General features: G+C 35.5%; 24 protein-coding genes, 1 rRNA gene and 1 other RNA gene. 4 read left to right on the forward strand and 22 right to left on the reverse strand.

Translation table 11 applies throughout. The features are described from left to right. The 4 genes from BM157_RS01675 to mtaB form a co-directional block, all read right to left on the reverse strand. Positions 1-184 (reverse strand): 16S ribosomal RNA (locus BM157_RS01675); the annotation flags it as partial. A 574-nt stretch (positions 185-758) separates the two neighbouring features. After that, complete coding sequence (gene coaBC / locus BM157_RS01680; protein WP_022502183.1) at positions 759-1,952, reverse strand: bifunctional phosphopantothenoylcysteine decarboxylase/phosphopantothenate--cysteine ligase CoaBC; 1,194 nt, start codon at positions 1,950-1,952, stop codon at positions 759-761. Further along, positions 1,953-2,744, reverse strand: a complete 792-nt coding sequence (locus BM157_RS01685) for a type III pantothenate kinase (RefSeq protein WP_055307184.1) — start codon at positions 2,742-2,744, stop codon at positions 1,953-1,955. It abuts the gene before it with no gap. Between the two features lie 28 nt (positions 2,745-2,772). Then, complete coding sequence (gene mtaB, locus BM157_RS01690; protein WP_055174343.1) at positions 2,773-4,137, reverse strand: tRNA (N(6)-L-threonylcarbamoyladenosine(37)-C(2))-methylthiotransferase MtaB; 1,365 nt, start codon at positions 4,135-4,137, stop codon at positions 2,773-2,775. Between the two features lie 86 nt (positions 4,138-4,223). Between mtaB and BM157_RS01695 the strand changes: the two genes are divergently transcribed. Next, positions 4,224-4,454 (forward strand): HPr family phosphocarrier protein, encoded by a 231-nt coding sequence (locus BM157_RS01695; RefSeq protein ID WP_022204816.1) that lies wholly within the window; start codon positions 4,224-4,226, stop codon positions 4,452-4,454. Between the two features lie 84 nt (positions 4,455-4,538). Here BM157_RS01695 and thiI read toward each other — a convergent pair whose 3' ends face one another. The 7 genes from thiI to BM157_RS01730 form a co-directional block, all read right to left on the reverse strand. Next, positions 4,539-5,717, reverse strand: a complete 1,179-nt coding sequence (gene thiI, locus BM157_RS01700) for a tRNA uracil 4-sulfurtransferase ThiI (protein WP_055307133.1) — start codon at positions 5,715-5,717, stop codon at positions 4,539-4,541. A 31-nt stretch (positions 5,718-5,748) separates the two neighbouring features. Continuing rightward, the gene (locus BM157_RS01705; RefSeq protein ID WP_090139727.1) at positions 5,749-6,906 is read right to left on the reverse strand and encodes a cysteine desulfurase family protein; all 1,158 of its coding nucleotides are present in this window, start codon (positions 6,904-6,906) and stop codon (positions 5,749-5,751) included. A 2-nt stretch (positions 6,907-6,908) separates the two neighbouring features. Beyond that, positions 6,909-7,646, reverse strand: a complete 738-nt coding sequence (locus BM157_RS01710; protein ID WP_022502188.1) for an RsmE family RNA methyltransferase — start codon at positions 7,644-7,646, stop codon at positions 6,909-6,911. Positions 7,647-7,673: 27 nt separating this feature from the next. Beyond that, positions 7,674-8,630, reverse strand: coding sequence for a 50S ribosomal protein L11 methyltransferase (prmA, locus tag BM157_RS01715; RefSeq protein ID WP_090139729.1), 957 nt, complete (start codon positions 8,628-8,630; stop codon positions 7,674-7,676). 69 nt (positions 8,631-8,699) lie between these two features. Next, complete coding sequence (locus BM157_RS01720) at positions 8,700-10,094, reverse strand: aminopeptidase (RefSeq protein ID WP_090139808.1); 1,395 nt, start codon at positions 10,092-10,094, stop codon at positions 8,700-8,702. Positions 10,095-10,187: 93 nt separating this feature from the next. Beyond that, positions 10,188-10,793, reverse strand: a complete 606-nt coding sequence (gene scpB, locus BM157_RS01725) for an SMC-Scp complex subunit ScpB (RefSeq protein WP_022502191.1) — start codon at positions 10,791-10,793, stop codon at positions 10,188-10,190. A gap of 106 nt (positions 10,794-10,899) precedes the next feature. Then, positions 10,900-11,676 (reverse strand): segregation and condensation protein A, encoded by a 777-nt coding sequence (locus BM157_RS01730; RefSeq protein WP_090139810.1) that lies wholly within the window; start codon positions 11,674-11,676, stop codon positions 10,900-10,902. Between the two features lie 474 nt (positions 11,677-12,150). Here BM157_RS01730 and BM157_RS01735 point away from each other — a divergent pair, with 474 nt between their 5' ends. Beyond that, positions 12,151-13,047, forward strand: a complete 897-nt coding sequence (locus BM157_RS01735; RefSeq protein WP_090139731.1) for a YihY/virulence factor BrkB family protein — start codon at positions 12,151-12,153, stop codon at positions 13,045-13,047. Between the two features lie 184 nt (positions 13,048-13,231). On the opposite strand, the gene BM157_RS01740 is transcribed toward BM157_RS01735, so the two are convergent. The 3 genes from BM157_RS01740 to BM157_RS01750 all read right to left on the reverse strand — a co-directional run bounded on the left by BM157_RS01740 (position 13,232) and on the right by BM157_RS01750 (position 17,190). Next, positions 13,232-15,532 carry a SpoIID/LytB domain-containing protein gene (locus BM157_RS01740; RefSeq protein WP_090139733.1) on the reverse strand — a complete coding sequence of 767 codons (2,301 nt, stop codon included), beginning with the start codon at positions 15,530-15,532 and terminating at the stop codon, positions 13,232-13,234. Between the two features lie 258 nt (positions 15,533-15,790). Beyond that, a non-coding RNA gene (ssrS, locus tag BM157_RS01745) (6S RNA) lies at positions 15,791-15,968 on the reverse strand. Between the two features lie 196 nt (positions 15,969-16,164). Continuing rightward, the gene (locus BM157_RS01750) at positions 16,165-17,190 is read right to left on the reverse strand and encodes a sigma-70 domain-containing protein (protein ID WP_318255739.1); all 1,026 of its coding nucleotides are present in this window, start codon (positions 17,188-17,190) and stop codon (positions 16,165-16,167) included. Positions 17,191-17,327: 137 nt separating this feature from the next. Here BM157_RS01750 and BM157_RS01755 point away from each other — a divergent pair, with 137 nt between their 5' ends. Next, positions 17,328-17,969 carry an RpiB/LacA/LacB family sugar-phosphate isomerase gene (locus tag BM157_RS01755; protein ID WP_022502196.1) on the forward strand — a complete coding sequence of 214 codons (642 nt, stop codon included), beginning with the start codon at positions 17,328-17,330 and terminating at the stop codon, positions 17,967-17,969. A gap of 151 nt (positions 17,970-18,120) precedes the next feature. Here BM157_RS01755 and BM157_RS01760 read toward each other — a convergent pair whose 3' ends face one another. Further along, positions 18,121-18,699, reverse strand: coding sequence for a biotin transporter BioY (locus BM157_RS01760; RefSeq protein WP_022502197.1), 579 nt, complete (start codon positions 18,697-18,699; stop codon positions 18,121-18,123). A gap of 90 nt (positions 18,700-18,789) precedes the next feature. Then, complete coding sequence (locus BM157_RS01765; RefSeq protein ID WP_022502198.1) at positions 18,790-19,215, reverse strand: GNAT family N-acetyltransferase; 426 nt, start codon at positions 19,213-19,215, stop codon at positions 18,790-18,792. 173 nt (positions 19,216-19,388) lie between these two features. On the opposite strand from BM157_RS01765, the gene BM157_RS01770 reads away from it, so the two are divergent. Beyond that, positions 19,389-20,342 carry a pectinesterase family protein gene (locus BM157_RS01770; RefSeq protein WP_022502199.1) on the forward strand — a complete coding sequence of 318 codons (954 nt, stop codon included), beginning with the start codon at positions 19,389-19,391 and terminating at the stop codon, positions 20,340-20,342. A gap of 48 nt (positions 20,343-20,390) precedes the next feature. Here BM157_RS01770 and BM157_RS01775 read toward each other — a convergent pair whose 3' ends face one another. The 6 genes from BM157_RS01775 to BM157_RS01800 all read right to left on the reverse strand — a co-directional run bounded on the left by BM157_RS01775 (position 20,391) and on the right by BM157_RS01800 (position 25,618). Then, on the reverse strand, positions 20,391-21,128 hold the full coding sequence (locus BM157_RS01775; protein ID WP_022502200.1) for a DUF4352 domain-containing protein: 738 nt from the start codon (positions 21,126-21,128) through the stop codon (positions 20,391-20,393). A 63-nt stretch (positions 21,129-21,191) separates the two neighbouring features. Further along, a complete protein-coding gene (locus BM157_RS01780; protein ID WP_055307139.1) occupies positions 21,192-22,934 on the reverse strand; it encodes an ATP-binding protein in 1,743 nt (580 codons plus the stop codon). A 26-nt stretch (positions 22,935-22,960) separates the two neighbouring features. Beyond that, positions 22,961-23,635, reverse strand: coding sequence for a response regulator transcription factor (locus BM157_RS01785; RefSeq protein WP_022502202.1), 675 nt, complete (start codon positions 23,633-23,635; stop codon positions 22,961-22,963). A 171-nt stretch (positions 23,636-23,806) separates the two neighbouring features. Further along, positions 23,807-24,385 (reverse strand): hypothetical protein, encoded by a 579-nt coding sequence (locus BM157_RS01790; RefSeq protein WP_022502203.1) that lies wholly within the window; start codon positions 24,383-24,385, stop codon positions 23,807-23,809. Positions 24,386-24,396: 11 nt separating this feature from the next. Beyond that, positions 24,397-24,876: a Cys-tRNA(Pro) deacylase gene (ybaK, locus tag BM157_RS01795; RefSeq protein ID WP_022502204.1), complete on the reverse strand. Its 480-nt coding sequence runs from the start codon at positions 24,874-24,876 to the stop codon at positions 24,397-24,399. 151 nt (positions 24,877-25,027) lie between these two features. Continuing rightward, positions 25,028-25,618: a cytidylate kinase-like family protein gene (locus BM157_RS01800; protein ID WP_022502205.1), complete on the reverse strand. Its 591-nt coding sequence runs from the start codon at positions 25,616-25,618 to the stop codon at positions 25,028-25,030.

The following is a 25,618-nucleotide window of genomic DNA, read 5'->3' on the forward strand; positions in this document are numbered from 1 at the left end:
ACCAGCCGTTTCCAGCTGCTATCCCCCTGTATGAGGCAGGTTACCCACGCGTTACTCACCCGTCCGCCACTCAGTCATAAAAGACTTCAAACCGAAGTAATCTGTCTTAAATGCTTCGTTCGACTTGCATGTGTTAAGCACGCCGCCAGCGTTCATCCTGAGCCAGGATCAAACTCTCATAAAAAGTTTGCCTTGTCAGTTACAAACTAACTAGCTTAATAATAGTTTCCTTATACTGTGTTTAAGGATTCATTCAATTGCTTGAATGATGTTCACAAAAGATGTATACTTAATTCTATTGAATTCTGTACTCATCTCGAAATTCTAAAAAGAATTTTCAAGGTTGTCTTTCTGTTCAGTTATCAAAGTTCATCGCTCTCAAATCCAATATTCATCTGTGCTTGAGAAGCTTTTGTGTCGCTCATCTCTCGCGGCGACTTGATTATAATATCACCACCTCTCACATATGTCAACATCTTTTTTCGACTTTTTTTGATTTTTTTTGCCAAATCTATGATAAGCATTCGTAAAGCCTTATATTTACTGGATTTGTACCACTAAACTTTTTTGTAAATTTATGGCATATATCTGTATACAAACATAAATCCACACTATTTCCGCTATAAAATTCATTGACTTCAAATTAACAAATTGCAATTTTAAGTCAATGAATTTCTGTCTTAAACTAAACCTTATATAAATCAATTATTATAATATTTACTTTTATTACATACATTATATATTAACGTGCCAATATCTTACCTACGCTTTGCCATTATAAAGTCAAGTATCTTTGAAGCAACATCCTCTTTAGACATCATAGGCAGTTCAATATTATCTTCCCCGGTAATTATAGTTACAACATTAGTGTCTGTTCCGAAGCCTGCCCCGGCTACCTTTACATTATTAGCAACTATCATATCCATATTCTTCTTAATAAGCTTATCCTTGGAATTGGCAATTACATTTTCTGTTTCCATAGAAAATCCACATATAAACTGTCCCTCTTTTTTATGTTCTCCAAGCGTTCCTATTATATCCTTTGTGCGTTTAAGGGCAATTGACATATCGCCGTCTTTTTTCTTTATCTTATTATCGCTTACATTTAAAGGTGTATAGTCCGCTACTGCGGCGGCTTTAATTATAATATCTGAATTCTTTGCTTCTTCGGTGACAGCATCATACATATCCTGTGCTGATATAACATTTATAATATTAACAAATGGAACTGGTGGAACATCAACCTTTCCTGATACAAGTGTAACATCTGCTCCACGAAGCATTGCCATTCTGGCTATTGCATAGCCCATTTTCCCTGTAGAATTATTAGAGATAAATCTTACAGGGTCTATTGCTTCTCTTGTAGGACCTGCTGTTACACAAAGCTTAATGCCCTTCATGTCCTTTTCATATGCTGTTTCCTTTAAAATGTACCATAAAAGGCTCTCCGGCGATGGCATTTTGCCCCTTCCAGTGTCACCACACGCAAGATAACCGCTATCTGGCTCAATAACTTCATATCCAAATCTTCTTAACCTGGCGATATTATCCTGCACAATAGGATTATCATACATATTAGTATTCATAGCAGGCGATATCATAACTTTGCATTTGCAAGCCATTACAGTTGTTGTAAGCATATCATCTGCTATCCCATTAGCTATCTTGCCTATTATATTAGCTGAGGCTGGTGCTATCATAACGCAGTCTGCTTTCTTAGCCAGTGAAACGTGTTCAACATTAAATTGAAAATTCCTGTCAAATGTATCTACTATGCACTTATTGCCTGTAAGTGTTTCAAATGTTATAGGATTGATAAAATTCGTAGCATTTTTAGTCATTATAACATCAACATTACAATGAAGCTTAACAAGTCTGCTTGCAAGCTCTGCAATTTTATAAGCTGCTATGCTTCCTGTAACACAAAGCAGTACATTTTTACCTTTAAGCATTTAATTACCCTCCACATTCTTATCATATATAATTCTAAGACCCTTAAGCAATAATTCCGCATCTATGTGTATATTATGCTTACAGTGAGGAACTATAACCTTTGCAAGTCCACCTGTAGCTACAACTTTCGCTTCTGGCTTTCCATTAACTCCAAAACCATTAGCTTCTATAATTCTGTCAAGCATACCATCTATGCACGAAGCATTGCCATATATAACTCCACTCTTCATACAATCAATAGTATTCTTACCCATAACACTCTTTGGTGTATCAAGGCTTATTCTTGGAAGCTGTGCTGTTCTTGATACTAACGAATCAACTGACACACGTATTCCCGGAAGTATAACTCCACCTATATAATTCTCTTTCTCATCTACAACACTTATAGTTGTCGCTGTTCCCATATCTATAATTATGGCTGGTGCACCATAGCCATTAAGTGTAGCAACTGCATCAACTATCATATCTGTTCCAACCTGTCTTGGCTGATCCATAAGAATGTTAAGACCTGTCTTTATTCCAGGTCCGACCATAAGCGGTGTAATTCCAACTGTCTTTTCTACTGCCGCTTTTATTATATTAACAAGCTGCGGGACAACTGATGATATAATTGCTCCTTTTATGTCATCTGAGTTAATATTATATATTTCAAGCACCGTCTTAAAACCTATGGCGTATTCCAATTCTGTCTTTGAATAATCTGTTGATAATCTTTCCTCAAATAATACTTTCTTGTCATCAACACAGCCAATAACGATATTGGTATTTCCCATATCAATTGCAAGTATCATTCCTTTTTCATTCTTTCTTAACTTTAATTCAGCCATTATAATTCTCCATTCCGATTATATGCAGCTTTTCTTTATCAAGACCGCAGCCCTTCACTGTATATATATTATTAATTATATTACCATTGCCTGAATTACTGCAAACATTTTCTTTATCAAATTCTTCTGCCGAAATCATAACTCTTATATAATTAGGTGTATAGCCTGTATAATACTCTTTTCCAGCTATATTCTGCTTTTCTTCAATAAGCACGCTCAAATCACTATCTGCATATGTACTTCTGTACTGTGCTGACATTTCATTAGCAAGCTCAATAAGTTCATTACTTCTTGCTGTCTTAATCTTATCATCTACCTGATCAGGCATAGTATCTGCAACTGTGCCTTTTCTTCTTGAATACTTAAATATGTGCATTTCATAAAAATGCACCTTCTCAACAAATGCTTTCGTAATCTTGAAGTCTTCTTCTGTCTCACCAGGAAAGCCCACAATAACATCTGTCGTAATCGCTGGGTTATCATAATATTTTCTAAGAATTTCACAGCCCTTTAAGTATTCAGCAGTATCATACTTTCTGTTCATAGCCTTAAGTGTCTTATCACAGCCGCTCTGTAATGATAAGTGAAAATGTGGACAAAGCTTTTTCATACTGCTTATACGGCTGACAAATTCATCTGTCACAATTCTTGGTTCTAATGAACCAAGTCTGATTCTTTCAATTCCGTCAATTGAATTAACCGCCTCTATAACATCTAACAATGTCTCTTTACCTGTATCCCTGCCATAAGAAGAAAGATGTATTCCGGTAAGAACAACTTCCTTATAGCCATTGTCAGCTAATCTTCTAACTTCGTCTACAACATCTTCAATCGCCCTGCTTCTTATTCTTCCTCTTGTATAAGGAATAATGCAGTATGAACAGAACTGGTTACATCCGTCCTGTATTTTAATGTATGCCCTTGTATGCTCACTTACTTTATCTATCTTTAATTCTTCATATTCTGTATCGTGGCTTATATCAACCACATATTCGTCTGCTGTATTATCCTTAAAATACTGCTCAAGCACATCAACAATATTAATCTTCATATTGTTGCCAAGCACGATATCTACAGCTTCATCTTTCTTAACTCCTGCTTCATCTGCCTGTACATAACAGCCGGCAGCTATTACAACTGCTGATGGATTCATCTTTTTAGCCTTGTGTAACATCTGGCGGGACTTCCTGTCTGCTATATTAGTAACCGAACAGGTATTTATTATATATACATCTGCAATTATCGCTTCATCAAATGGAACTATTTCATAGCCTGCATTTTTAAGCATAAGCTCCATTGACTCTGCTTCGTATGAATTAACCTTGCAACCAAGGTTGTGTATCGCAACTTTTTTCAAATCGGCCTCCTTTGTTCTTGACATAAATCCCATAAATATTATAATTAACTCAGTAAGCAAATTATTATATTATGGGAGGTATTCCAATGAAAACTGTACAGATTTCATTAAACTCAATCGATAAAGTTAAATCCTTTGTAAATGATATTACAAAGTTTGATGTTGACTTTGACCTTGTATCTGGAAGATATGTAATTGATGCAAAGTCTATTATGGGTATTTTCAGCCTTGATTTATCAAAGCCTATCGACTTAAATATTCACGCTGAGAATGATATTGATACAATTCTTGCTGTATTAAAGCCATATATTGTATAATCAGCCAGACAGTTTAATATGGTTATTCTATAACAGGATGTCACACGTTAATTCGTATGGCACCCTGTTATTATTTACATCATTTTATTTAACAACTATCTTTTCTGTAGTTTCTATGGCTGTCTTCATAAGCTCATCAATAACATCATCAAGGTTATGCTCGTGCTGTTTGATTATATTAAGATTAGGCTTTGTAACTGGATGTTTAGCTACAAATATTGTACAGCAGTCCTCAAATGGCTGGATTGATGTCTCATATGTTCCTATCTTTTCTGATATATCAATAATCTCCTGCTTATCAAAACCAATAACCGGTCTGTATACTGGCATTGTACATACTTCATTAGTACAGTAAAGGCTCTGCATAGTCTGGCTTGCAACCTGTCCGATACTCTCACCTGTAACAAGTCCCATACATTTGCTTTCCTTGCCAAGTTCTTCTGCAATCTTCATCATATATCTTCTCATAATGATTGTAAGCTCATCGTGAGGACACTTCTCATATATAGCAAGCTGTATATCTGTAAAATTAACTACATTAAGAGTTATTGGACCTGCATATTTAGACACAAGTCTTGCAAGGTCTACTACCTTCTGCTTAGCTCTCTCACTTGTATATGGTGGTGCATGGAAATATGTAGCTTCTATCTGCACACCTCTCTTGGCTACCATATATCCAGCTACAGGGCTGTCAATTCCTCCTGATAATAAAAGCATTGCCTTACCAGCAGTTCCTATTGGCATTCCTCCTGGTCCTGGAATTTCTATTGAATATATATTAATATGCTTTCTAATCTCAATCTGTAAAAGCACCTGTGGCTTATGAACATCTACCTTCATCTCAGGAAATGCGTCTAATATTCTTCCACCCATCTCCATATTAATCTCCATAGAATTCATAGGGTAGTTCTTTCTTGCTCTTCTTGCATCTACCTTAAATGTAACATTCTTATCAGGATATGCCTCATCAATATACTTAATAACGTGTTCAGCAAGGTCATCAAAGCCATTATCTTCTATCTGCACAACTGGACATATTCCAATTATTCCAAATACAGTCTTTAATGCTTCTACAGCCTCATCATAGTCAAATTCTGTCTGTGCTGTAGCATATATTCTTCCATTTTCCTTTGATACTACGAATTCCCCCTCAACCTTTTCAAGGGCAAATCTTATCTGTCTTACAAGTGCATCTTCAAAAAGGTATCTGTTCTTACCCTTTACACCTATCTCTCCATATTTAATCAAAAATGCTTTATACATCTTTTATCTCCATTCAATTTTAATTATATTATTAATGTCTTGTATACTTTCTTAACACAGGAAGAAGTTCTTTTAATGCACTGACTGCATAGTCAAGTTCTTCCTTAGTTGTATTATAACAGAAGCTGAATCTTAATGTGCTGTCAAGCAGGTCATTATCAAGACCTATCGCAACAAGCGTATTGCTTAAGCCCGGCTTGTTAGAAGAACAAGCTGAACCTGAGGATACATATATATTCTTATCCTCAAGTGCGTGAAGCAGCACCTCTGCCCTTACACCCCTGAAGCTTACGCTTACAATCTGTGGTGCTGACTTTGTGCCTTTATATGAATTAATAACAACATCAGCAAGCTTTTCAAGTTCATCTATAAAATAGTCTTTAAGCTCGTACAGATTATTAATCTTATCCTCAAACTGGTCATTATATATAAGCTTGACTGCTGCCGAAAGTCCTGCGATTGCTGGTACATTTTCTGTTCCAGAACGCATACCCTTCTGCTGTCCACCGCCATATATTATAGGTTTAATTCTTGTCTTATCCTTAATATATAAAAATCCGCTTCCCTTTGGACCGTGTATCTTATGTCCACTTACAGATAATAAATCTATGTTATACTTCTTAGGTACTATTTTGTATTTGCCATATGCCTGAATTGCATCTACATGAAACACTATATCAGGATTGTAGCTTTTTACAATATGTCCGATTTCTTCAATAGGTTCAACTGCACCAATCTCATTATTGACATACATTACTGATACAAGAATTGTTTCATCATCTAACGCTTCCTTAAGGTCATTAAGGTCCACAATTCCATTTCTGTCAACTTTAAGATATGTTACCCTGAAACCATTCTCACTAAGAAAGTTAAAAGGCTCTTTTACAGATGAATGTTCTACCGATGACACAATAACGTGATTGCCTTTTCTCTTATTAGCCATAGCAGTTCCTATTATTGCCATATTGTTAGACTCTGTTCCGCCTGATGTGAAAAGTATTTCCTTTTCCTGGCACTTTAAAGTCTTAGCTATTGTTTCTTTTGCTTCTTTTATATAATTTTCAGCTTCAACGCCCTTCATATGCTTTGATGATGGATTGCCATAATCTTCACTCATAACTTTTACGCACACATCTACAACCTCAGGTGCACACTTTGTCGTTGCTGAATTATCAAGATATGCCTGCATTATTATTCCTCCATATTGTACATAAGCACCGACATCAGCATAAGACCTGCTGTCTCGGTTCTTAATATACGTCTGCCAAGTGTTATTATATCAGCTCCTGCATTAGTTGCAAGCTCAAGTTCATCTTTATCAAAACCACCCTCTGGTCCAATAAAGATACCTATGCTCTTTCCTTTCCCGATAGAAGCAATAACCTGTCTTGTATGTTCAATTCCTTCTGCACACTCATAAGGAAGTAATAATACATCTAATTCCGAAGCCATAGCAACTGCCTGCTTAAAACTTACAACATCACTAACCTTTGGCATAATACTTCTTTTACTCTGTTTGGCAGCACTTTCAGCTATTGTATTCCATCTTGCAACCTTGCTCTTTGCTTTCTTATCATCAAGCTTTACAACACTTCTTTTCATTGCTACAGGAACAATCTCATACACGCCAAGCTCAATCATCTTCTGTATAATAAGTTCCATTTTATCAGCTTTAGGAAGTCCCTGAAATAAATATACCTTTGATGAAAGTTCATTGCCTTTCTCATTAACTGATGTTATAAGGCTACGTACATAGTCATCGGATATTGTATCAATAACACAATTATAATCATAATTATCGCCACTGCTTATAAGTATCTCATCACCCTTTTTTAAGCGCAGTACATTCTTAATATGATTAACGTCCCCGCCTTTAATATCAATGTAATCGTCAAATATATTCTCGTGCTCTGCAAAAAAATGATACATATGTAATCCTTTCGCGTTATCTATTTATTACTTTCTTCTGGCTGTTACATTAACCCATTCGCCATCGTGGTTAATCTCAACTATCTCGAGCTCTGAATTCTTCTTGAAAGCATTAACAACTTCATCTTCTTTAATATTAATAATTCCAGAAGTTATAAAATATGCTCCATGCTTCATATGCTCATGGATATTAACTGATAATGGCTCTAATACATCAGCAAGAATATTAGCACACACTATATCATAACATTCATATCCACATCTATCCTTAATATTCTTATCATCAATTATATTACCCTCAATAACCTCAAACTGCTCCTTAGTTATATTATTCTGAACCGAATTCTCTTCTGAGGCAATAATTGCATTAGGGTCAAGATCTGTACCAAGTGCATATTCCGCACCATATTTAAGGGCAACGACTGAAAGTATTCCGCTTCCACAGCCTACATCAAGTATTCTGTCACCTTTTTTAACGTACTTTTCAAGCTGCTTAATAACCATTCTTGTTGTTTCGTGCGAACCTGTTCCAAATGCAGTTCCCGGATCAATGCTAAGGACAGGATGTCCTTTCATCTCCTCTGTAATCTCTTCCCAGGTTGGCTTAATATAAAGATTACCGATTGTAAATGTATGCCAGTACTGCTTCCAGTTATTAATCCAGTCTTTATCTTCTGTCTCAGACCTTGTTATTGTTCCTTCACCGATATCAACAAACATTCTTAAATCTTTAATTTCCTGCTCAGCCTTTTTAACTAATGTTCCATCGTCCTCATCTGAATCAATATAAAAATTAACAACTGCTGTTCCATCATCTGGTGGCAGCTCAGGAATAAAATCAACAAACATTGTCTTAGCTTCTTCTTGTGTAAGCTGTACATTGTCCTGTATCTCTATCCCCTCAATTCCTATATCATCAAGAGCACTGCTTATTAAATCAACAGCCTGTGTTGTTGTCTTAATTGAATATCTATTCCATTTCATATATATGTCATCCTTCCAAATATTAATATTTTGCAAATATTATATAATCACTTTTGCATTATTGTATTATTAAGCATTTTTTAAAAATGCCTCATAACCCTTTAATGTTTCATACAAATCTGCTTTGCTTATAACTTCATATGGCGCGTGCATATTCTGTACAGCAATACCACTGTCAATTACATTCATATCAAGATTAGCTAATATATAAGCTATTGTTCCACCACCGCCGATGTCTACCTTACCAAGTTCAGCTGTCTGAAATGATACATCTGCATCATCCATAACCTTTCTTAACTTTCCTACAAATTCTGCTGATGCATCATTAGAGCCACTCTTGCCTCTTGCACCTGTGTATTTATTAAACACCATGCCTTTGCCAAAATAAGCTGCATTTTTCTTCTCAAATACACTCGCATAGTTAGGGTCATATGCCGCACTTACATCTGATGATAACATATAAGAATTAGCAAGTGCCCTTCTTAATCCAAGCTCAGAATAATTTCCACATCTGTCCATAACTTCTGCAACCATATTTTCAAAAAATCTTGACTGCATTCCTGTAGCACCAACGCTTCCAATTTCCTCTTTATCAACAAGAATACATACACCTGTTCTCTTAACTTCACTTGAATTAATAAGTGCTATAAGTGATGGATATGCACACACTCTGTCATCGTGTCCATAGCCCATTATCATACTTCTGTCTATTCCATAATCTCTTGCAGGACCTGCTGGAACAGCTTCTAATTCTGCTGATAAGAAATCTTCTTCCTCTATTCCATACTTATCCTTTAATATTGCAAGTATATTCTTCTTAACAGCATCTTTAGCTTCCTTATCGCATTCTTCCTTCTCCTGTGGCATACTTCCAACAAGAATATCAAGTGCTTCACCCTCAACAACCTTTGTGCCTTTCTTTTCCATCTGCTCCGAAGCAAGATGTATAAGAAGGTCAGATACACCAACTACTGTATCAGACATATCTTCACCAATTACAATCTCTACTGTTGTTCCATTCTTTAATGCAACAACTCCGTGAATGGCAAGTGGAATTGCAACCCACTGGTATTTCTTAATACCACCATAATAATGTGTATCAAGAAGAACAAGTCCTGTTTCTTCATAGAGAGGGTTCTGCTTTATATCAAGTCTTGGTGAGTCTATATGTGCTCCGAGTATGTTCATTCCTGCACTTATAGGTTCTTCACCTATATTAAACGCAACAAGTGCCTTATTCATATTGACAGCATACACTTTATCGCCAGCTTTTAATGTCCTGTTATCAGCAATAACGTCTTTTAAGTCCGCATAGCCAGCTTCCTTTAAAAGCCTAACGCCTTCCTTTACACATTCTCTTTCTGTCTTACATTTTGAGATGAACTGTCTGTACTGTTCCGCAAAATCAAATACTTCTGCTTTCTTTTTAGAATCATACTTATTCCACGCATTTGCTCTTTCCATAATATACCTCATTTCTGCCCACTGTTTAAGATAACCACTTGTATCAGGTGAACTCATTATATTCTAACTATCTATACATAAATGTCCAGCTGATTATATGTCCAGGGTAAGCTGTTCCTCATTCATAGCTTCTTCTTTTAATTCGCTTGCTATTTCATATTCAGCCTCTTCCTTGTACTGTTCAACCATATCCTCACTTATAACCGGAAGTTCATCAATAGAACCTACACCAAATGTTCTAAGGAATTCTTCAGTTGTTCCAAAAAGCATCGGTCTTCCCGGTGCATCAAGTCTTCCAACTTCTTTAACAAGTTCTAATTCAACAAGCTTATTAACTGACCTGTCTGAATTAACACCTCTTATCTTTTCTATCTCTATCTTAGTAACCGGCTGCTTGTACGCTATTATTGAGAGCGTTTCAAGTGCTGCATCTGTCAATGTATATCGTCTTGGCTGACTGCATATTCTAATAAGATTGTCGTAATATTCTTCTTTGGTACATAATTGAAAGCTTCCCTCTAATTCAATTATCTTGATACCTCTGTCTTCATTTTCATATTTATCCATCATATTATGGATAATCTTGACTGTTGTATCGACATCGTGTTCTATAGCCACTGCGATCTTTTCTGCTTCTACTGATTCACCCATAGTAAATAGTATAGCTTCTATTGCCGCTTCTGTCTTTTCTATACTCATTCTGCACTCCATTCTTATCCTGCTTTAATTAACAGAATTAATACACACTTACTGTGTCATATACATATATGCTTTTAAAACTTATAAAGCATTGCTGTATTATTAATTATTCTTCGGTAATTCCTTCTATAAGTTCCGGATCCTTCGTCACTGTTATATATATTTCCTCGCAAGTCCCCTCTTGCTCTACAATAACAAATCCTGTCTTAATAAGCTCTAATACAACAAGAAATGTAACAATAACCGCAACCTTTGAAGCCCCCTTCATAAGAAATTCCCTGAAACTGAATGTCCTATGTTCCATCATAAACGCCTTAATATCAACAAGCTTTTCTGACATAGTAACTTCTTCTTTCTCTATCTTACCGAACTTGCTTCTTATTGGGTCAACCTTTTCATCTTTTCTTCTCATTACGTCTGAAAATATTGCATTAAGCTTTAAAAGATCGGTATCTCCTATGACATCTTTTATATCAACCTCTGGCACATATTCACTGATCTCTTTAGGAATATCAGGCTTTCTATAATAAAGCTTTGTGGCATCCATCTGCTTATCTTTAAGCTCTTCTGCCATTGCCTTATAAAGCTTGTATTCTAACAGCTTTTCGACAAGCTCTGCTCTTGGATCCTGCTCATTACCTTCCTCATCAACTTCCTTTGGAAGAAGCATACGGCATTTTATATCAAGCAGTGTAGCCGCCATAACAAGGAATTCGCTTACTACATTTAAGTCTTCCTCCTGCATTTTATTGACATATTCCATATACTGCTCTGTTATATCAGCTATTGGAATATCATATATATTAACTTTATTCTTATCTATAAGATGCAGTAAAAGATCTAACGGACCTTCAAAAGCCTGAAGCTTTACACTAATCCCCATTATAAGCAAGCCTACCTTTCATTAACAGGTTACACTTAACCTGATTTTATTCATTAACTTATATATTGTACATAAAATATAATAGTAATGCAAGTTATTAACTTATTGATAATTGTGGGAAAATAACATATAATAATTTGAAAAAACCTTACATCTAAGTTTTTTCAAATATCAAGTTTGTGACAAGCACAAACTTGTGACTTTCAAAAGCACTGTGTATACCTAAGTTTTTCAAATATCAAGTTTGTGGCAAGCACAAACTTGTGACTTACAAAAGCACTGTGTATACCGAGGTTTTTTCAAATATCAAGTTTGTGGCAAGCACAAACTTGTGATTTACAAAAGCACTGTGTATACCGAGGTTTTTTCAAATATCAAGTTTGTGGCAAGCACAAACTTGTAACTTACAAAAGCACTGTATATACCGAGGTTTTTTCAAATATTTTATTAAAATTTTTAGAGAGGAGAAACAGCATGAAAATTGCCCGTGTGATTTTCACCTGTCAGGAAGCTTACAACAAAATCATCAAAGACCGGCTTACTGAATATGCAGCACAGACCTGCTACTATCTGCTTTTAAGCTTTATGCCATTCGTACTTGCACTAATAAGCATAATACATTATTTCCCAGTAACTTCAACCGACCTTATGAATCTTTTTGAGAATATAATTCCTACAGAATTCCACGGTCTGTTACTAAACATAATAGTTGATATTGAGAATTCTTCATCAATAACAATTCTGTCGGTAACTGCTATCGGCTTAATATGGTCAGCTGGCAAAGGCTTTATGACAATAAAGACCTGCCTTAACCGTATTAACAATTACGAGCTTAAAAGAAGCTGGCTAATACAGAGATTATTTTCAAGCATATATGCTTTAATACTGCTATTATCAATTGCAACAAGCCTTGTCATAATCGTATTTGGCGAACACCTTTCAGCATTTATTGAACGACATCTTAGTGCATTTTCAATTGATATTACAATTATTAACGCAATATTCAGCAACAGGTTATTTCTTGTTCCTACTCTGCTTACAATATTCTTCACTGTAATGTATTCGTTCATACCTACAATTAAAAAACGTCCTTTAGAAGAAATTCCAGGTGCTTTTCTTGCAAGTATTGGATGGTATCTGTTCTCTGAACTTTACTCATTATACATTACATATATGACACACTACTCATATACTTATGGAAGTCTTACAACTTTTATGCTTCTTCTTATATGGATGTATATATGTATTCTTATATTATTTCTCGGTGCTGAGTTCAATTCCCTTATCGAGAAGAATATACTAAGACCTTGGCGTATTTCAAAGCATTCAAAAAAAACTAAGAAAGCAGTCGTCAATGCTGCTAAACAATAAAGCTATATTTATTATTGAAATAAATGGATATACAGACACCAGCAATATCGACATACTTATAAGTACAAATAGTAAGCAAACGGGACTGTCACATTGAATGCCCTTCCGTTATACAACGGGAGCATCACTGCAACAGTCCTATTTTTATATCTCTATCAGATTATTTTAATCCATTTTACAAGCACTAATCATTTATATTCTTAATCTCTATATTGTTATAGAAGAATTTTAAAATATCTGTATAATCCATAGTTTCTGACATTTTCTTAACCGCATTCTGGCTCATTCCAATTCCGTGTCCGTAGCCGCCGCCTGTTATTTCGTATGATACAAGCGTGCCATTATCATATACCGGTTTGAATATACAGAAAGCACTCGGAAGAATATCATTATATATCTCCCTGCTCTGAGTTATTATTGCACATTTATTATTACCCATAAGGCTTCTTACTGCATTTTCTCCTTTGACAATACAGGTTTCCTTACTGCCTTCTACCATAAGTGCAGCTACAACTCCGCCACAGCCACGTTCTATCACTTTAATGCTTGCAATATTTCCTATATCATTAACCACTTTATCGGACGGCTCTCCATTTTCTAATATATATACCGAGCCGTTCTTTCTTAAATAACTTCCTATAAGTGAATTAAAATGTGCCGTAAGCTCACTTATACCTATGACGGTCTTCCAACGGTACATATCTGCTTCACTGTCATAATCACTGCTATCTTTGGCCGTTATAAACTGCTCAAATGTCTTTTCCGACTTAATATCAGCATTATAATCAGATGTTCCTGCCCTTACAGAAGCATATTGCGGATAATTATCCTCATCACTCCCCCACGCACACACATCAGCTGTATAACCGCAGGAAGTCGAATAATAATAAGTCTTTACAAGTTCACCATTGTATACAGCGACCATTCCAGCCGTAGCAATAACCGCCTCATCAGCCTCTGCACTGTCATATGTATTATTGTATACCTGAAACGACACACTATCATCTATGTGTGCACCATACTCACTGTAATAATTATTCGTAAGCTGTGTATATGCATAGCTTCTTGCACATACAGCCTGACATTTTAAGGCATTAACGCCAAATGACACAGGCATTTCGCTAGGCACAACTTTTTTTAAATAATCTTCGATATCAATTTCATTAATCACCGCAATACCCTCATCATATAAGGCAAGCTCTATATTACCCTTATAGGACGGATTTCCCTGACTTCTCTTAATAGAATTAATCGTTATGCTTCCATCATCAGTACTAAGCACAATACGCCCCGTGGCTAATCTTTCATCATTGCTGTCTATATCAAAGCTTTCACCTGCCGCAATATCCCATTGTACATCTGCACAGGTTATATGTATTATACTATCTGATGACAGCGACACACTGTTATGAAATAAATCCTTGTAACCTGTTGTCTTTAACATAACCCTTATATTATCATGCTTTAATTCTTCGCCAATAATTGCCCCACATACCTTTCCATTAGCAACTATAAAACGCTGGAGTGAATAACCGACTATAATCTCATCATAATTATGCGTTTTCACATCTGATACATTATCATATATTATAAATTGTTCATCTAACGGAACTTTTCCATACCCATCTATCTCTACATATTCATTAGTTACAGAGAGGACTTTTCCTTTGATAATATCCTTTTTGACAGATATATTCTTCACCTTTCCCTTACTCAGATGAATGTCAGCAAGCGTATTATCTATGTCATCATTAACCCTGCCTATCTTAAGCTTTTTCTCAACTCCATAGAAATTCACATATAACATTCCGTTATTGTCATATTTAAGCCACACATTACTGTAATCAACCTCGTCAGATATTTTTCTTTCAATACACAATAAACGGTTATCCCTTACTATTGCCAATACCTGCCTGTCTATATAAGGTGTTGCAATTATTCCGTCAAATATATACTTTCCCTTAGTTGTATACATTTCCCACTCACTAACATTAAGCTCCGCAGGTGTTCCAGCAATTCCAAGTTCAACTCTCTCAACCTCCTGCCCGCTACTGCAATACGGCAGAAGCAATATGTAATAATCTATAAATTCCTGCTTAGTCACAACTCTGTTATTATTGTTTAACTGGCTAAGTGATTGTATTCCAATGCTCTCAAATGTTGTATCACCTGCATTAAGTTTCTTTGAAAGTATGTATACATCTTTCATCATAATATAATCGTCAGCCTCTTCACACTGCATATATCCATTAATATTGACATATTCAATATATGGCTTGTACCACACTTCTCCTGTTTCAAATGCCTGCGTATCATCTACATTGGCATAAGCAATCATCTTTGCCGCCTGTGCATAAGTTATGTATTCGCCATTATTGGATTTATTAATAAATGTTTCCAGCACAACAACACCTATTGCCAGTACCAGCACTAATAATCCATATATAAATATTGTCCGTTTTCTGATTATTACGGTCTTTACCATATCAACCTAACCTCTCAAATATATTATGCCTGTACAGCATCAATTATATATATTCTTGAAAGTCACTGATTATTACTACATAAAGAATAATGTGCAAAGCACATTCCTGTACTGAATGCGGTCATCTGCGGCACACTACATCTTTGTGTAAGTGTGAATCTTCGCTGAGGGCTTTTTATTTAACAGGAAATTCTGATAGAATTTCCTGTTAAATAAAAAAACTATGAAAACAAGATTGTCTTCATAGTAACTTAACACAATTATCCCAAAGCGCCGTTCCCCACGTTTTCGACTCCTAGCAATGCTAGGTGGGTTACCGCATCCATACCGCTGCCATCCACTCAGAGGAGGCCCGACATTAGAATGGAGATATAGGAATCCCGTCGATGAAATGTAGGATCAAAATAAGTGAGGTTCTCGCACGCCCCAGGAATTATTAAATTGTTCTTCTTATCAACTATAATTATTCTACTACATAAATCTCTTAGATACAATATAATATATGTAATTTTAATTAAAAAATTCTAATATTTATTACCTATCTTAATTAATCACTTTTATAATATACTGCTTATCATAATTAATTATTTACCATTTTATCATATGTATAATTACATTACTTAATTACCATTTTACTTATCATTATCTTTATTAGTCTTGGCATCGCTTATATCTTCGATTGCCTCTGCCGATAATGATACAGCTTCCCTTACAATATCCTCAGACACACCCATACGCTCTGCGACTTCCTTAACTGACGGCTTTCTTCCAAGTTCTTCTTTTAATCTTACTGCCCAGTCATTGACATAATTAACTTTATTAAGAACCTTTCCAGATATCTTATTGCTGTCCATCTGTTCATCAATCAGCATACGCATACTTTCTTCTGCCTGATACTTAACTTCATTGTCAATCTCATTAAGCACCTGAATTAAATCTTCTGTAGTTCCCTCTTTTATCTTATCTTTCCATTCGTAATTATTAAGCCACTGCCTCTGTCCTATATAAGCCATCATTGAAAGATTACTCTCCTGAACAAGGTCTGCCGCAAGCACTCCCCTGCACCTGAAAGGTTCAACCCAGCCTACAATTTTTCCAAGATATGACTCAGACAAAAGCTTTAAAGACTCTTTATCATTATCTTCAACGATATTAATTAAAAGGTAAGCTCTTGTAGTATCTGATACTGGCTGTATCTGTTCAAGCTCCTTCTGGTATCTTTCAAGATATATATCATCTTCGGAATAGTCCATATTATCTGCTATCATCTGAGCCGCCATAACAGCTTCTTTTTCTGGCAGATTATTAACCTCTTCCTCTGTAACATTTATCTTTTTAATAATTCCGTCGTCTGTTTCAGTATATGAAGTATCTTCCTGTGCTATTCCATTATCATCATTATTTACAGCATCATTTTTAGTACTTTCAAGCATATGGAGGAATTCATTGTCTGCTCCATCTACTCCATTTATTGTAATATTATTAGCCATAAGATAACCCATTATCATTGAGTATCTGTTATCATCTAATTCAAGTCCGTTAAAATAACTCTTAACATCGTCCTTGGTAACTATATTTCCATTAACCTTTGCGTATTCTTTAAGTCCGTCTAAAGCTTCCATAAATGTTGCTTTAGCATCTTTATTATTAACTGCCATAACACATTCTCCTTTTCCACTAAGGGATTTTAACATATATCTGCTATTTTATCAATTTGACAAATATTATATATTTCAGTATATTTAATATATCCGTAATAATCGGAATAATATCAGGAAAGATGAGGTTTTTAATAATGAGAATCGCTTTAATTAACGAAAACAGTCAGGCTGCAAAGAATGATTTAATTTACTCTAATCTTAAGAAAGTAGCTGAAAGCAAGGGACATACAGTAGACAACTATGGTATGTATTCTGCTGATGACAAAGCTCAGCTTACATATGTACAGAATGGTATATTAGCTGCTATCCTTCTTAACTCAGGTGCTTGTGATTTTGTAGTAACAGGCTGTGGTACTGGTGAAGGTGCTATGCTTGCACTTAACTCATTCCCTAATGTTCTTTGTGGACACGTTGTTGACCCTTCAGATGCATATATGTTTATGCAGATTAACGATGGTAATGCAATCGCTCTTCCATTCGCTAAGGGATTTGGCTGGGGTGCTGAATTAAACCTTACATACATTTTTGAAAAGTTATTTGAAGGCGAACCAGGTGGTGGTTATCCTAAGGAAAGAGTTGTTCCAGAACAGAGAAATAAGAAGATTCTTGATGAAGTAAGAAAGGTTACTCTTAATCAGGATTTAATCAGTGTTCTTAAGAACCTTGACCAGGATCTTGTTAAGGGTGCTGTAGCTGGAGAAAAGTTCCAGGAACTCTTCTTTGCTAACTGCAAGGACGAAAAGATTGCTGAATACGTTAAGACTTTACTTGCTTAATTTAATAAGCTCTACAGGATTATTATCAATCAATTTAATTTATTAATACGGATATTGATGTGTACATCAGCACATCTTTATCGCTAATAAAAAGCAGCTTTCCTATCTGTAGAAAAGCTGCTTTTTATTAGTTGTCTGTATATATAACAAATTATGCTGTTACCCCGCTTACTACCTTATCATTAGATAATAACCCTGCTTTAACAAGTGCATATCGCACCGCCTTTCCGAGAAATGTAGCTGCTACTATCTTAATAAGATCAAATACAATAAATGGATACACACATACCTTAAGTGCGTAACCCACTGTACAATGCTGTACATAGGCAAACCATGCTGTTCCTAATGCGTAATCAACCATTGTTCCAACTATCCACGCAATTATAACAAGAACCATATTACGATTAGTCTTCTCAATTACATATCCACCTATAAGTGCCATCAACACAAATCCAACAATATATCCACCTGTTGGTCCTGCAATCTTAGCTGGACCTCCTACATATCCTGAAAATACAGGAAGACCAACAACTCCTAATAACACATATAAACAATAACTGCATGTTCCTGCTTTAAGGCCAATCACATATACTGTAAAATATACCACAAGATTAGTAAGTGATATTGGAATAGGCCCTATAGGTATTGATAATGGTGCTAATATGCATGTAACTGCCGCCATAAGTGCCATAAAACATAACTGATAAACTGTAAACTTCTTCTCTTTCACTTGTCTTTACCTTCCTCATAAAAGATTTAAGGTTGATTGTTAACCTCAATTCCAGTTTAGTTTACAATTGTTTTTATGTATTGTCAAGCTTTATTGTTCTGAATATATATACTGAATCATTCCCGGTCCTAACGCCTCTGTCGGTCTTGCAATAAAATTATGCTTTTCATAGAATATCTCACGTCCCTTGGCACACATAAGACATAACATCATTCTTGAGTCCTCCATTGTTATAGACTTAACATACGCTATAATATGTTCTATAAGTTCACTTCCGATATGCTTCCCCTGATATTCCGGTATCACTATCAAATCCTGAATATAGCTTATAACTGCCTTATCTCCAACAACCCTTCCCATTCCTATAGGCTTGTCATCATCAAATACAGTAAACACTTTCACGCTGTTATTAAGTGCTTCCTGTGCCTGAGCTTTTGTAAGTTTTATCCAGCCCACTTTATCACGCAGTCCCAAATATATATTTACATCTTTTACATCTTCAACTATTCTAATCATTTTACACTTATCCTTTAATACACCTTTTTATTTTATCAATCAGTATACAATTTTTTTATATTTATGTCTATAAAAGCATTTTAACTTAAGAAAAAAATGATATAATAGCACATAGGTTTTGCATTTACTATATTTCATCAGATGTAAACCTAATAAAATTTATGGAGGCTTATATGATTACTGTTTCAAAAGATAATACAGGTGACTATACATCTATTCAGGAAGCTGTTGATGCTATAAGCAGCTCAACAGTATCAGAGACAATTTTTATTAAAAATGGTACTTATAACGAGCGTGTTGAGATTACACACAATAATATAACTCTTATTGGTGAGTCTATGGATAACGTAATTATAACCAAAGACTATTACGCATTAATGACTATGCCTGATAACACCAAACGTGGTACCTTCAGGTCTTATACTTTCTTTGTACACGCCAATAACTTCCACGCCTATAATATTACCTTCGTGAATTCATCAGGCTTTGGTACTGAGGTTGGACAAGCTATCGCTGTATATGCGGAAGGGGATAATATTACTTTCAAAAACTGCAAACTACTTGGTCATCAGGACACTCTCTTTACCGGTCCTCTCCCTCTTAAAGAAAAACAGCCGGGCGGATTTACAGGTCCTACAGAATTCGCACCAAGAATTCTCTCAAGACAATTATATGAAGACTGCTTTATAAGCGGTGAGATTGATTTCATCTTCGGAAGTGCTACTGCATATTTTAAGAATTGTACATTATATGCCTTAAACCGCAATAAGGAAATCAACAGTTATTATACCGCACCTTCTACATATGAAGACCAGAAATATGGCTATGTATTTGAAAATTGTAATTTCACTGGCAACTGTCCAGATGGAACTTGTTATTTAAGCAGGCCTTGGAGAATACACGCAAAGACCGTATTAATAAACTGTGAATATTCCTCTCAGATTGCTGGCTCAGGTTTTCATGACTGGAATAAGCCTGAATCACACGAAACAGCATTTTACGCTGAATACAACGGATATGGTGAGGGCTACAAGCCTAATGAAAGAGCTTCATTTGCACATATCCTGACAGCAGATGAAGCTGCTATGTATACTAAAGAAAATGTATTAGGAAAAGATTTCAGATAAAATGAAAAAAGTATCGGACAGGATCTGACCTCTCCGATACTTTTTATATTACTGTAAATTAATTGTTTCTACCTGCTGTGTTCCAGATAACACTTCAAGCTTCATACCAGAAGCTCCGGCATCTGTTGTTGAAACCTGAAATACTGCTGCCGCTGTATATTCCTCTCCTGCATTGATTGTAACCTTATCAAGATTACATATATCATTCTTTAACATTGACTTATACTGTGTGTAAGTGCCACTTCCTGCACTAAGCTTCATTGTGACATTAGCTGACTTAGTTGTTGCATTATATACCGCTGAACCTGTATTCTTAATTGTAAACTCAACTGCTACTACCTTACAGCCGCTATCTGCCGGAACACATACAGCATATGCATCTGTTGGATATCTGTTACCTACCGATACCTTCTTATAGCTAACAGTAACACCACTAAGACCTAAGGCTTCAGTAATGCTTGCCGCCTTAATACCTGCCTGAGTTGTTCCTGTTGTACTTGTCGTACCTGTCTGTCCCACGGCTGTTGTTGTCTGCTTGTTAGCTGCTGTTGTACCAGTAGTATTATTCTTTCCAGTAGTTGTTGTACTCTGTCCTGACTTATTAAATGTTGGATTACTAAGCTTAGAATACTTCCATTCATTAGCATAGGAATGTCTAAGCAGAGTACCTGCTATGTATTCAGCTACAATATCATTCTGTTCATTGTCCATTGTTACATCATCAGCACAACCTGCCAGCGCAAATACACATACTGCTGACAAGACAGCTATAGCTATCTTCTTCATATAATCTCCATTCCTGCGTTCCTCTAATACGCACCACAATTCAATTCAACTATATGAATTCTATCATAATTTGCAATCAAGGTCAAACCAGAACTCAACTCCATCAGAAACATTTCTCACACCGCATTGCTTGCCCATAGATTCAACAATCGCCTTAACAATTGAAAGCCCTATTCCGTTACCGCCATACTCTCTTGTTCTGGCTTTATCTACCTTATAGAACTTCTCCCATATATGTTCAATATCCTCCTCGGGTATATTCTTTCCAGAATTGTATACAGTAACCCTTACATTATCTTTATCAATCTGTTCAACATTCACTTTAATGATGTTCTCATTACAGCAGTGATTAATTGCATTAGAGATATAATTAGTTATCACCTCTTCAACCTTATATTCATCTGCCCATACATAAAGAGGTTCTTCACTCATAAATGTCTGTATTGTTAGTTCCTTCTGTGAAGCCCTTAATTCATTAGCGGCGGCTACTGACTTTACAAGCTCATTAATATCGAATCTTTCCATAACAAGCTCATCTTCACCAAATTCAATCTGGTTAAGCGTAAGAAGTCTCTTCACCATATTATTCATCTTGTTGGCTTCATCTATAATAACATCACAGTAGAAATCCATACTCTCCGGATCATCTGTAATGCCTTCCTTAAGCCCCTCTGCATAGCCCTGAATAAGTGCTATAGGTGTTTTTAATTCGTGTGATACATTTGATAAGAAATCTGTTCTCATCTGCTCAAGCTTTTCCTTCTTATCAATATCTCTTTGGAGTTCAAGGTTGGCAGCCTTAAGCTGTGAAATATTCTCCTCAAGCTTATGGGACATATTATTCATACTATCTCCCAAAAGTCCTATCTCACCTTTATCATCGCCCTCATAATGTGCCTCAAAATCAAGGTTAGACATTCTCTCTGCTATATCAGAAAGCTGCTTTATAGGACGTGAGATATATGAGGATAACACAAATGCCGCAACAACACCTATAAGAAGTGTTCCTATACCAACATAAGTTATAAGCGTATTAGAAATGTGCACGTTATCTTTGACACTCTGTATAGGAGTCCTTATAAGAATAAAATCACCATTATCCAATGTTCCCCATAATTCGATATAGTCATCTAACAGACGACTGTCATATACTTCCTGAACTGTATATTTATCATTCTCAAGTATAATCTCCCTGACCTCGTTAGCTCCGTTGCCTGACATATCGATAATCTTTTCCGGAGGTGTCTTCTTATCACCATTGTTATCAGAATTACCACCAAATAATGCTGACTTATCACTATCTGACAAATCACCAAAATCATTTTTCATATTATTATCATCTGTGACACTTCCGCTGTTCTGGCCATTCCTGCTATCAGAAGAAGTTCCATTATTATCAGTGCTTCCGTCTGTGTTAGATGAATCACTATTACTCTTAGATGGTATATTCTGGAAAATATCATTATTAAATATACTCTTTTTCAATCTTTCCAGAAGCATCTCATCTCCGTGAGTGCTTACATAAAAAGTCGTCCAGTCACTATTTACTATAATCATAGATATGCCCTTAGAGGTCGATATCTGTTCAAGATTATTCCGTAAATCTGTTTCTGAAATACTATCATCTGAATATTGTATACACGCATCATTTACTGAACTATATGCGTTCAACATCTCCTGCTGTTTATCTTCCATATAGAACTTTTCTGAAAATATTATATTAAATACAAGAAGAAGAACTATAAGAACACATATCATTCCACCAATCAGCAGCGTTATTTTAAATTTAATCGAATGTTTATTCATCTTGGTATTCCTCAACTAATACTAAGTTAAATTTCAAACTTGTATCCCATTCCCCATATAGTCTTAATATAATCACCCTTATCTCCCAGCTTCTTTCTAAGCTTCTTAACGTGGGTATCTATTGTTCTAGCATCTCCAAAATAGTCATAATTCCATACGTTATTTAGTATCTTCTCCCTTGATAATGCAAGACCTTTATTATCAACAAAATATGTAAGCAGTTCAAATTCCTTAAAGCTTAAATCAATCTCCTGTCCGTCGATCTTAACAATATGTGCAGCTTTATCAATAATAATTCCACCTACATCTGTCACCTCACTGCTATCAATGCTGTAACTTCTTCTAATAAGCGCATCAACTCTTGCTGTAAGAATCTTAGGACTGAAAGGCTTTGCTATATATTCATCTGCACCACATTCAAATCCATTTAATTCGCTTGATTCATCGCTCTTAGCTGTAAGCATAATAATAGGCACTTTAGAATTCTTTCTAATCTCCCTGCATACATCCCAGCCATTCATCTTAGGCATCATAACATCAAGAATAACAAGTGATATATCCTTATCCGCATAAAATCTGTCAAGTGCTTCCTCTCCGTCACCAGCTTCAATAACTATATATCCTTTTCTTGTAAGGAAATCACTTACAAGCTTACGCATTCTGCTTTCATCATCAACCATTAATACTTTAATATTATCCATTGTATACTCCAATCCGTGTTAATAATTACTTTAAATATGTCTATATAACTTCTATAATATTATATAAGGCAAAAGCTAAAGCACATTTTGCCACTCTTTATTGTATATTAAATAATAATTATGTTAAAAATGTGTCCTTAATGTTAAGAAAATGTGTTTACTGCTTTTTAATTACCTCTTTTTATTGTTAAGTTCCTGCTCCCTTGCCTTTAAAGACTCCTCTTCCGACTGCAATTCCTGCTGCCACTGGGCATACCTGTTCTGGATAGTGACCTCATAATTTAATATATTAGGGTTAGAACTTGTCTTTAATATTACAAACATCGCAATAATTACTATAACAAGAATAATATTTAATACCATAGCCCTTATGAAATTATTCCTGTATTTTGCTACCTGAATAGACAGATTTCTTAGTTCACTCTTAAATTCTATCTGTTCCTTTCGTTTGTCGAGTGCTTCCTGTGTATCCGCATTTATCGGGATAGGCTGGATTTTGTCATTAGGTATCTCACTGCTCTTGTATAAAAATGTCTGTAACTGCTTAAGGTAATTCATTCCTATCTGTGTCGAGAATAATTTACGTTCTATTATTTTATTATAAAGATTATATACCTGCTTAGGATCTTTCGTATTAGTCTTTGCCGACACATATTTAATAGCATTAAGTTCATCTTTGGCCAACTGGGCATCTTCTTTAGTATTAAACTCATACCCGCCAACCATATGCTTCTTGACTTCCTTGTCCATATGCAGACCTCCTATTCAACAGTAATATCATCTTCTTCTATCTTTATCACTTTCTTTAATTCGCTGTAATCGGTTTCTATCTGAAATCCTATCTTTCCAGCACTGAAAAATATTGTATCTTCAATATCAAGCACACTCTTATCTATAACTGTCCTGAAGAACTTCTTCATACCAACCGGTGAACAGCCACCGTGAATATAACCTGTAAGCGGAAGCAGTTCCTTTGACTTTATCATCTCAATATTCTTCTCACCTACACATTTGGCAGCTTTCTTAAGGTCGAGTTCTTCTGCTACAGGAACCATAAACACGTAATGATTGCCGCTCTTGCCTATTGTAACAAGTGTCTTAAATGCTCTCTTAGGGTCTTGTCCAAGTGCCGCCGCAACTTCCACACCGCTTACTGCACCTGACTCCTTATATTCGTGTACTTTATATTTAATCTTCTTCTGGTCAAGACTTCTCATAACATTAGTCTTATCTGCGGACATAATATATTCCTCCAATTCTATAATAATTGCCTTTAGTCAAAGTATTTAAACTCCTCGCAGGAATTGTAAATTGCTTTGCATTAATAATAAAATAATCAGCACACAAATGCAATCAATTCAACTATTAAATCTTATCACTACATATAAAAATCTACTGCTGTGCACATTCCATTATAATCTTCTCACACATATCATACCCTAGCTGTGAACTATTTAATGTCAATGTGTAATTTCGTGCCATTCCCCACTTCTGGTCTGTATAATAACGATAGTTAGTCATGCGTCTTTTATCAATATCTGCTGTCATCGCTACAGCCTCAGTTTCTGTGACATTATATAATCTGCATATTCTCTTTACTTTTTCAGGCATATCTGCGTGTATAAAAATATTAATAACATCCGTCCTGTCTTTTAATATATAATCAGCATTTCTTCCTATAATTACACAGCTATCATTTTCTGCTATTTCAAGAATTACTTTTCTCTGAGCCTCATACACCATATCTTCTACTGATTTTCCTGTTGTATCACGTCCTGTAAGTGCATATGCAAACAACCCTTTTTTAGGTGATAGTTCTGCATTCTGACTGATATACTCTTTTGAAAATCCCAACTTTTCTGCTATCTGGCTGATTATATCTTTATCATAATATTTCATTCCCAGCTTCTTAGCGACTTCTTCTCCGATAAATCGTCCACCGCTTCCAAACTCCCTGCTGATTGTAATAATTTTATTTGCCAT

The organism is [Lactobacillus] rogosae (genome assembly GCA_900112995.1).
GTDB lineage: Bacteria > Bacillota > Clostridia > Lachnospirales > Lachnospiraceae > Lachnospira > Lachnospira rogosae.

Bases quoted from the DNA above. Each gene is read 5' to 3' on its own strand.
- scpB (WP_022502191.1), bottom strand. From the start codon at position 10,793: ATGAGTATAGAAAAGACAGAAGCGGCAATAGAAGCTATACTATTTACT.
- BM157_RS01705 (WP_090139727.1), bottom strand. From the start codon at position 6,906: ATGCAGGCATATCTTGATAATTCAGCAACGACAAAGTGTGCACCTGAG.
- BM157_RS01710 (WP_022502188.1), bottom strand. From the start codon at position 7,646: ATGTATCATTTTTTTGCAGAGCACGAGAATATATTTGACGATTACATT.
- BM157_RS01765 (WP_022502198.1), bottom strand. From the start codon at position 19,215: ATGATTAGAATAGTTGAAGATGTAAAAGATGTAAATATATATTTGGGA.
- ybaK (WP_022502204.1), bottom strand. From the start codon at position 24,876: ATGTCCGCAGATAAGACTAATGTTATGAGAAGTCTTGACCAGAAGAAG.
- BM157_RS01780 (WP_055307139.1), bottom strand. From the start codon at position 22,934: ATGAATAAACATTCGATTAAATTTAAAATAACGCTGCTGATTGGTGGA.
- BM157_RS01775 (WP_022502200.1), bottom strand. From the start codon at position 21,128: ATGAAGAAGATAGCTATAGCTGTCTTGTCAGCAGTATGTGTATTTGCG.
- BM157_RS01790 (WP_022502203.1), bottom strand. From the start codon at position 24,385: ATGGACAAGGAAGTCAAGAAGCATATGGTTGGCGGGTATGAGTTTAAT.
- BM157_RS01685 (WP_055307184.1), bottom strand. From the start codon at position 2,744: ATGATACTTGCAATTGATATGGGAAATACCAATATCGTTATTGGCTGT.
- BM157_RS01720 (WP_090139808.1), bottom strand. From the start codon at position 10,094: ATGGAAAGAGCAAATGCGTGGAATAAGTATGATTCTAAAAAGAAAGCA.
- BM157_RS01735 (WP_090139731.1), top strand. From the start codon at position 12,151: ATGAAAATTGCCCGTGTGATTTTCACCTGTCAGGAAGCTTACAACAAA.
- coaBC (WP_022502183.1), bottom strand. From the start codon at position 1,952: ATGCTTAAAGGTAAAAATGTACTGCTTTGTGTTACAGGAAGCATAGCA.
- BM157_RS01800 (WP_022502205.1), bottom strand. From the start codon at position 25,618: ATGGCAAATAAAATTATTACAATCAGCAGGGAGTTTGGAAGCGGTGGA.
- BM157_RS01740 (WP_090139733.1), bottom strand. From the start codon at position 15,532: ATGGTAAAGACCGTAATAATCAGAAAACGGACAATATTTATATATGGA.
- thiI (WP_055307133.1), bottom strand. From the start codon at position 5,717: ATGTATAAAGCATTTTTGATTAAATATGGAGAGATAGGTGTAAAGGGT.
- BM157_RS01730 (WP_090139810.1), bottom strand. From the start codon at position 11,676: ATGGGGATTAGTGTAAAGCTTCAGGCTTTTGAAGGTCCGTTAGATCTT.
- BM157_RS01755 (WP_022502196.1), top strand. From the start codon at position 17,328: ATGAGAATCGCTTTAATTAACGAAAACAGTCAGGCTGCAAAGAATGAT.
- BM157_RS01785 (WP_022502202.1), bottom strand. From the start codon at position 23,635: ATGGATAATATTAAAGTATTAATGGTTGATGATGAAAGCAGAATGCGT.
- prmA (WP_090139729.1), bottom strand. From the start codon at position 8,630: ATGAAATGGAATAGATATTCAATTAAGACAACAACACAGGCTGTTGAT.
- BM157_RS01770 (WP_022502199.1), top strand. From the start codon at position 19,389: ATGATTACTGTTTCAAAAGATAATACAGGTGACTATACATCTATTCAG.
- BM157_RS01750 (WP_318255739.1), bottom strand. From the start codon at position 17,190: ATGGCAGTTAATAATAAAGATGCTAAAGCAACATTTATGGAAGCTTTA.
- BM157_RS01695 (WP_022204816.1), top strand. From the start codon at position 4,224: ATGAAAACTGTACAGATTTCATTAAACTCAATCGATAAAGTTAAATCC.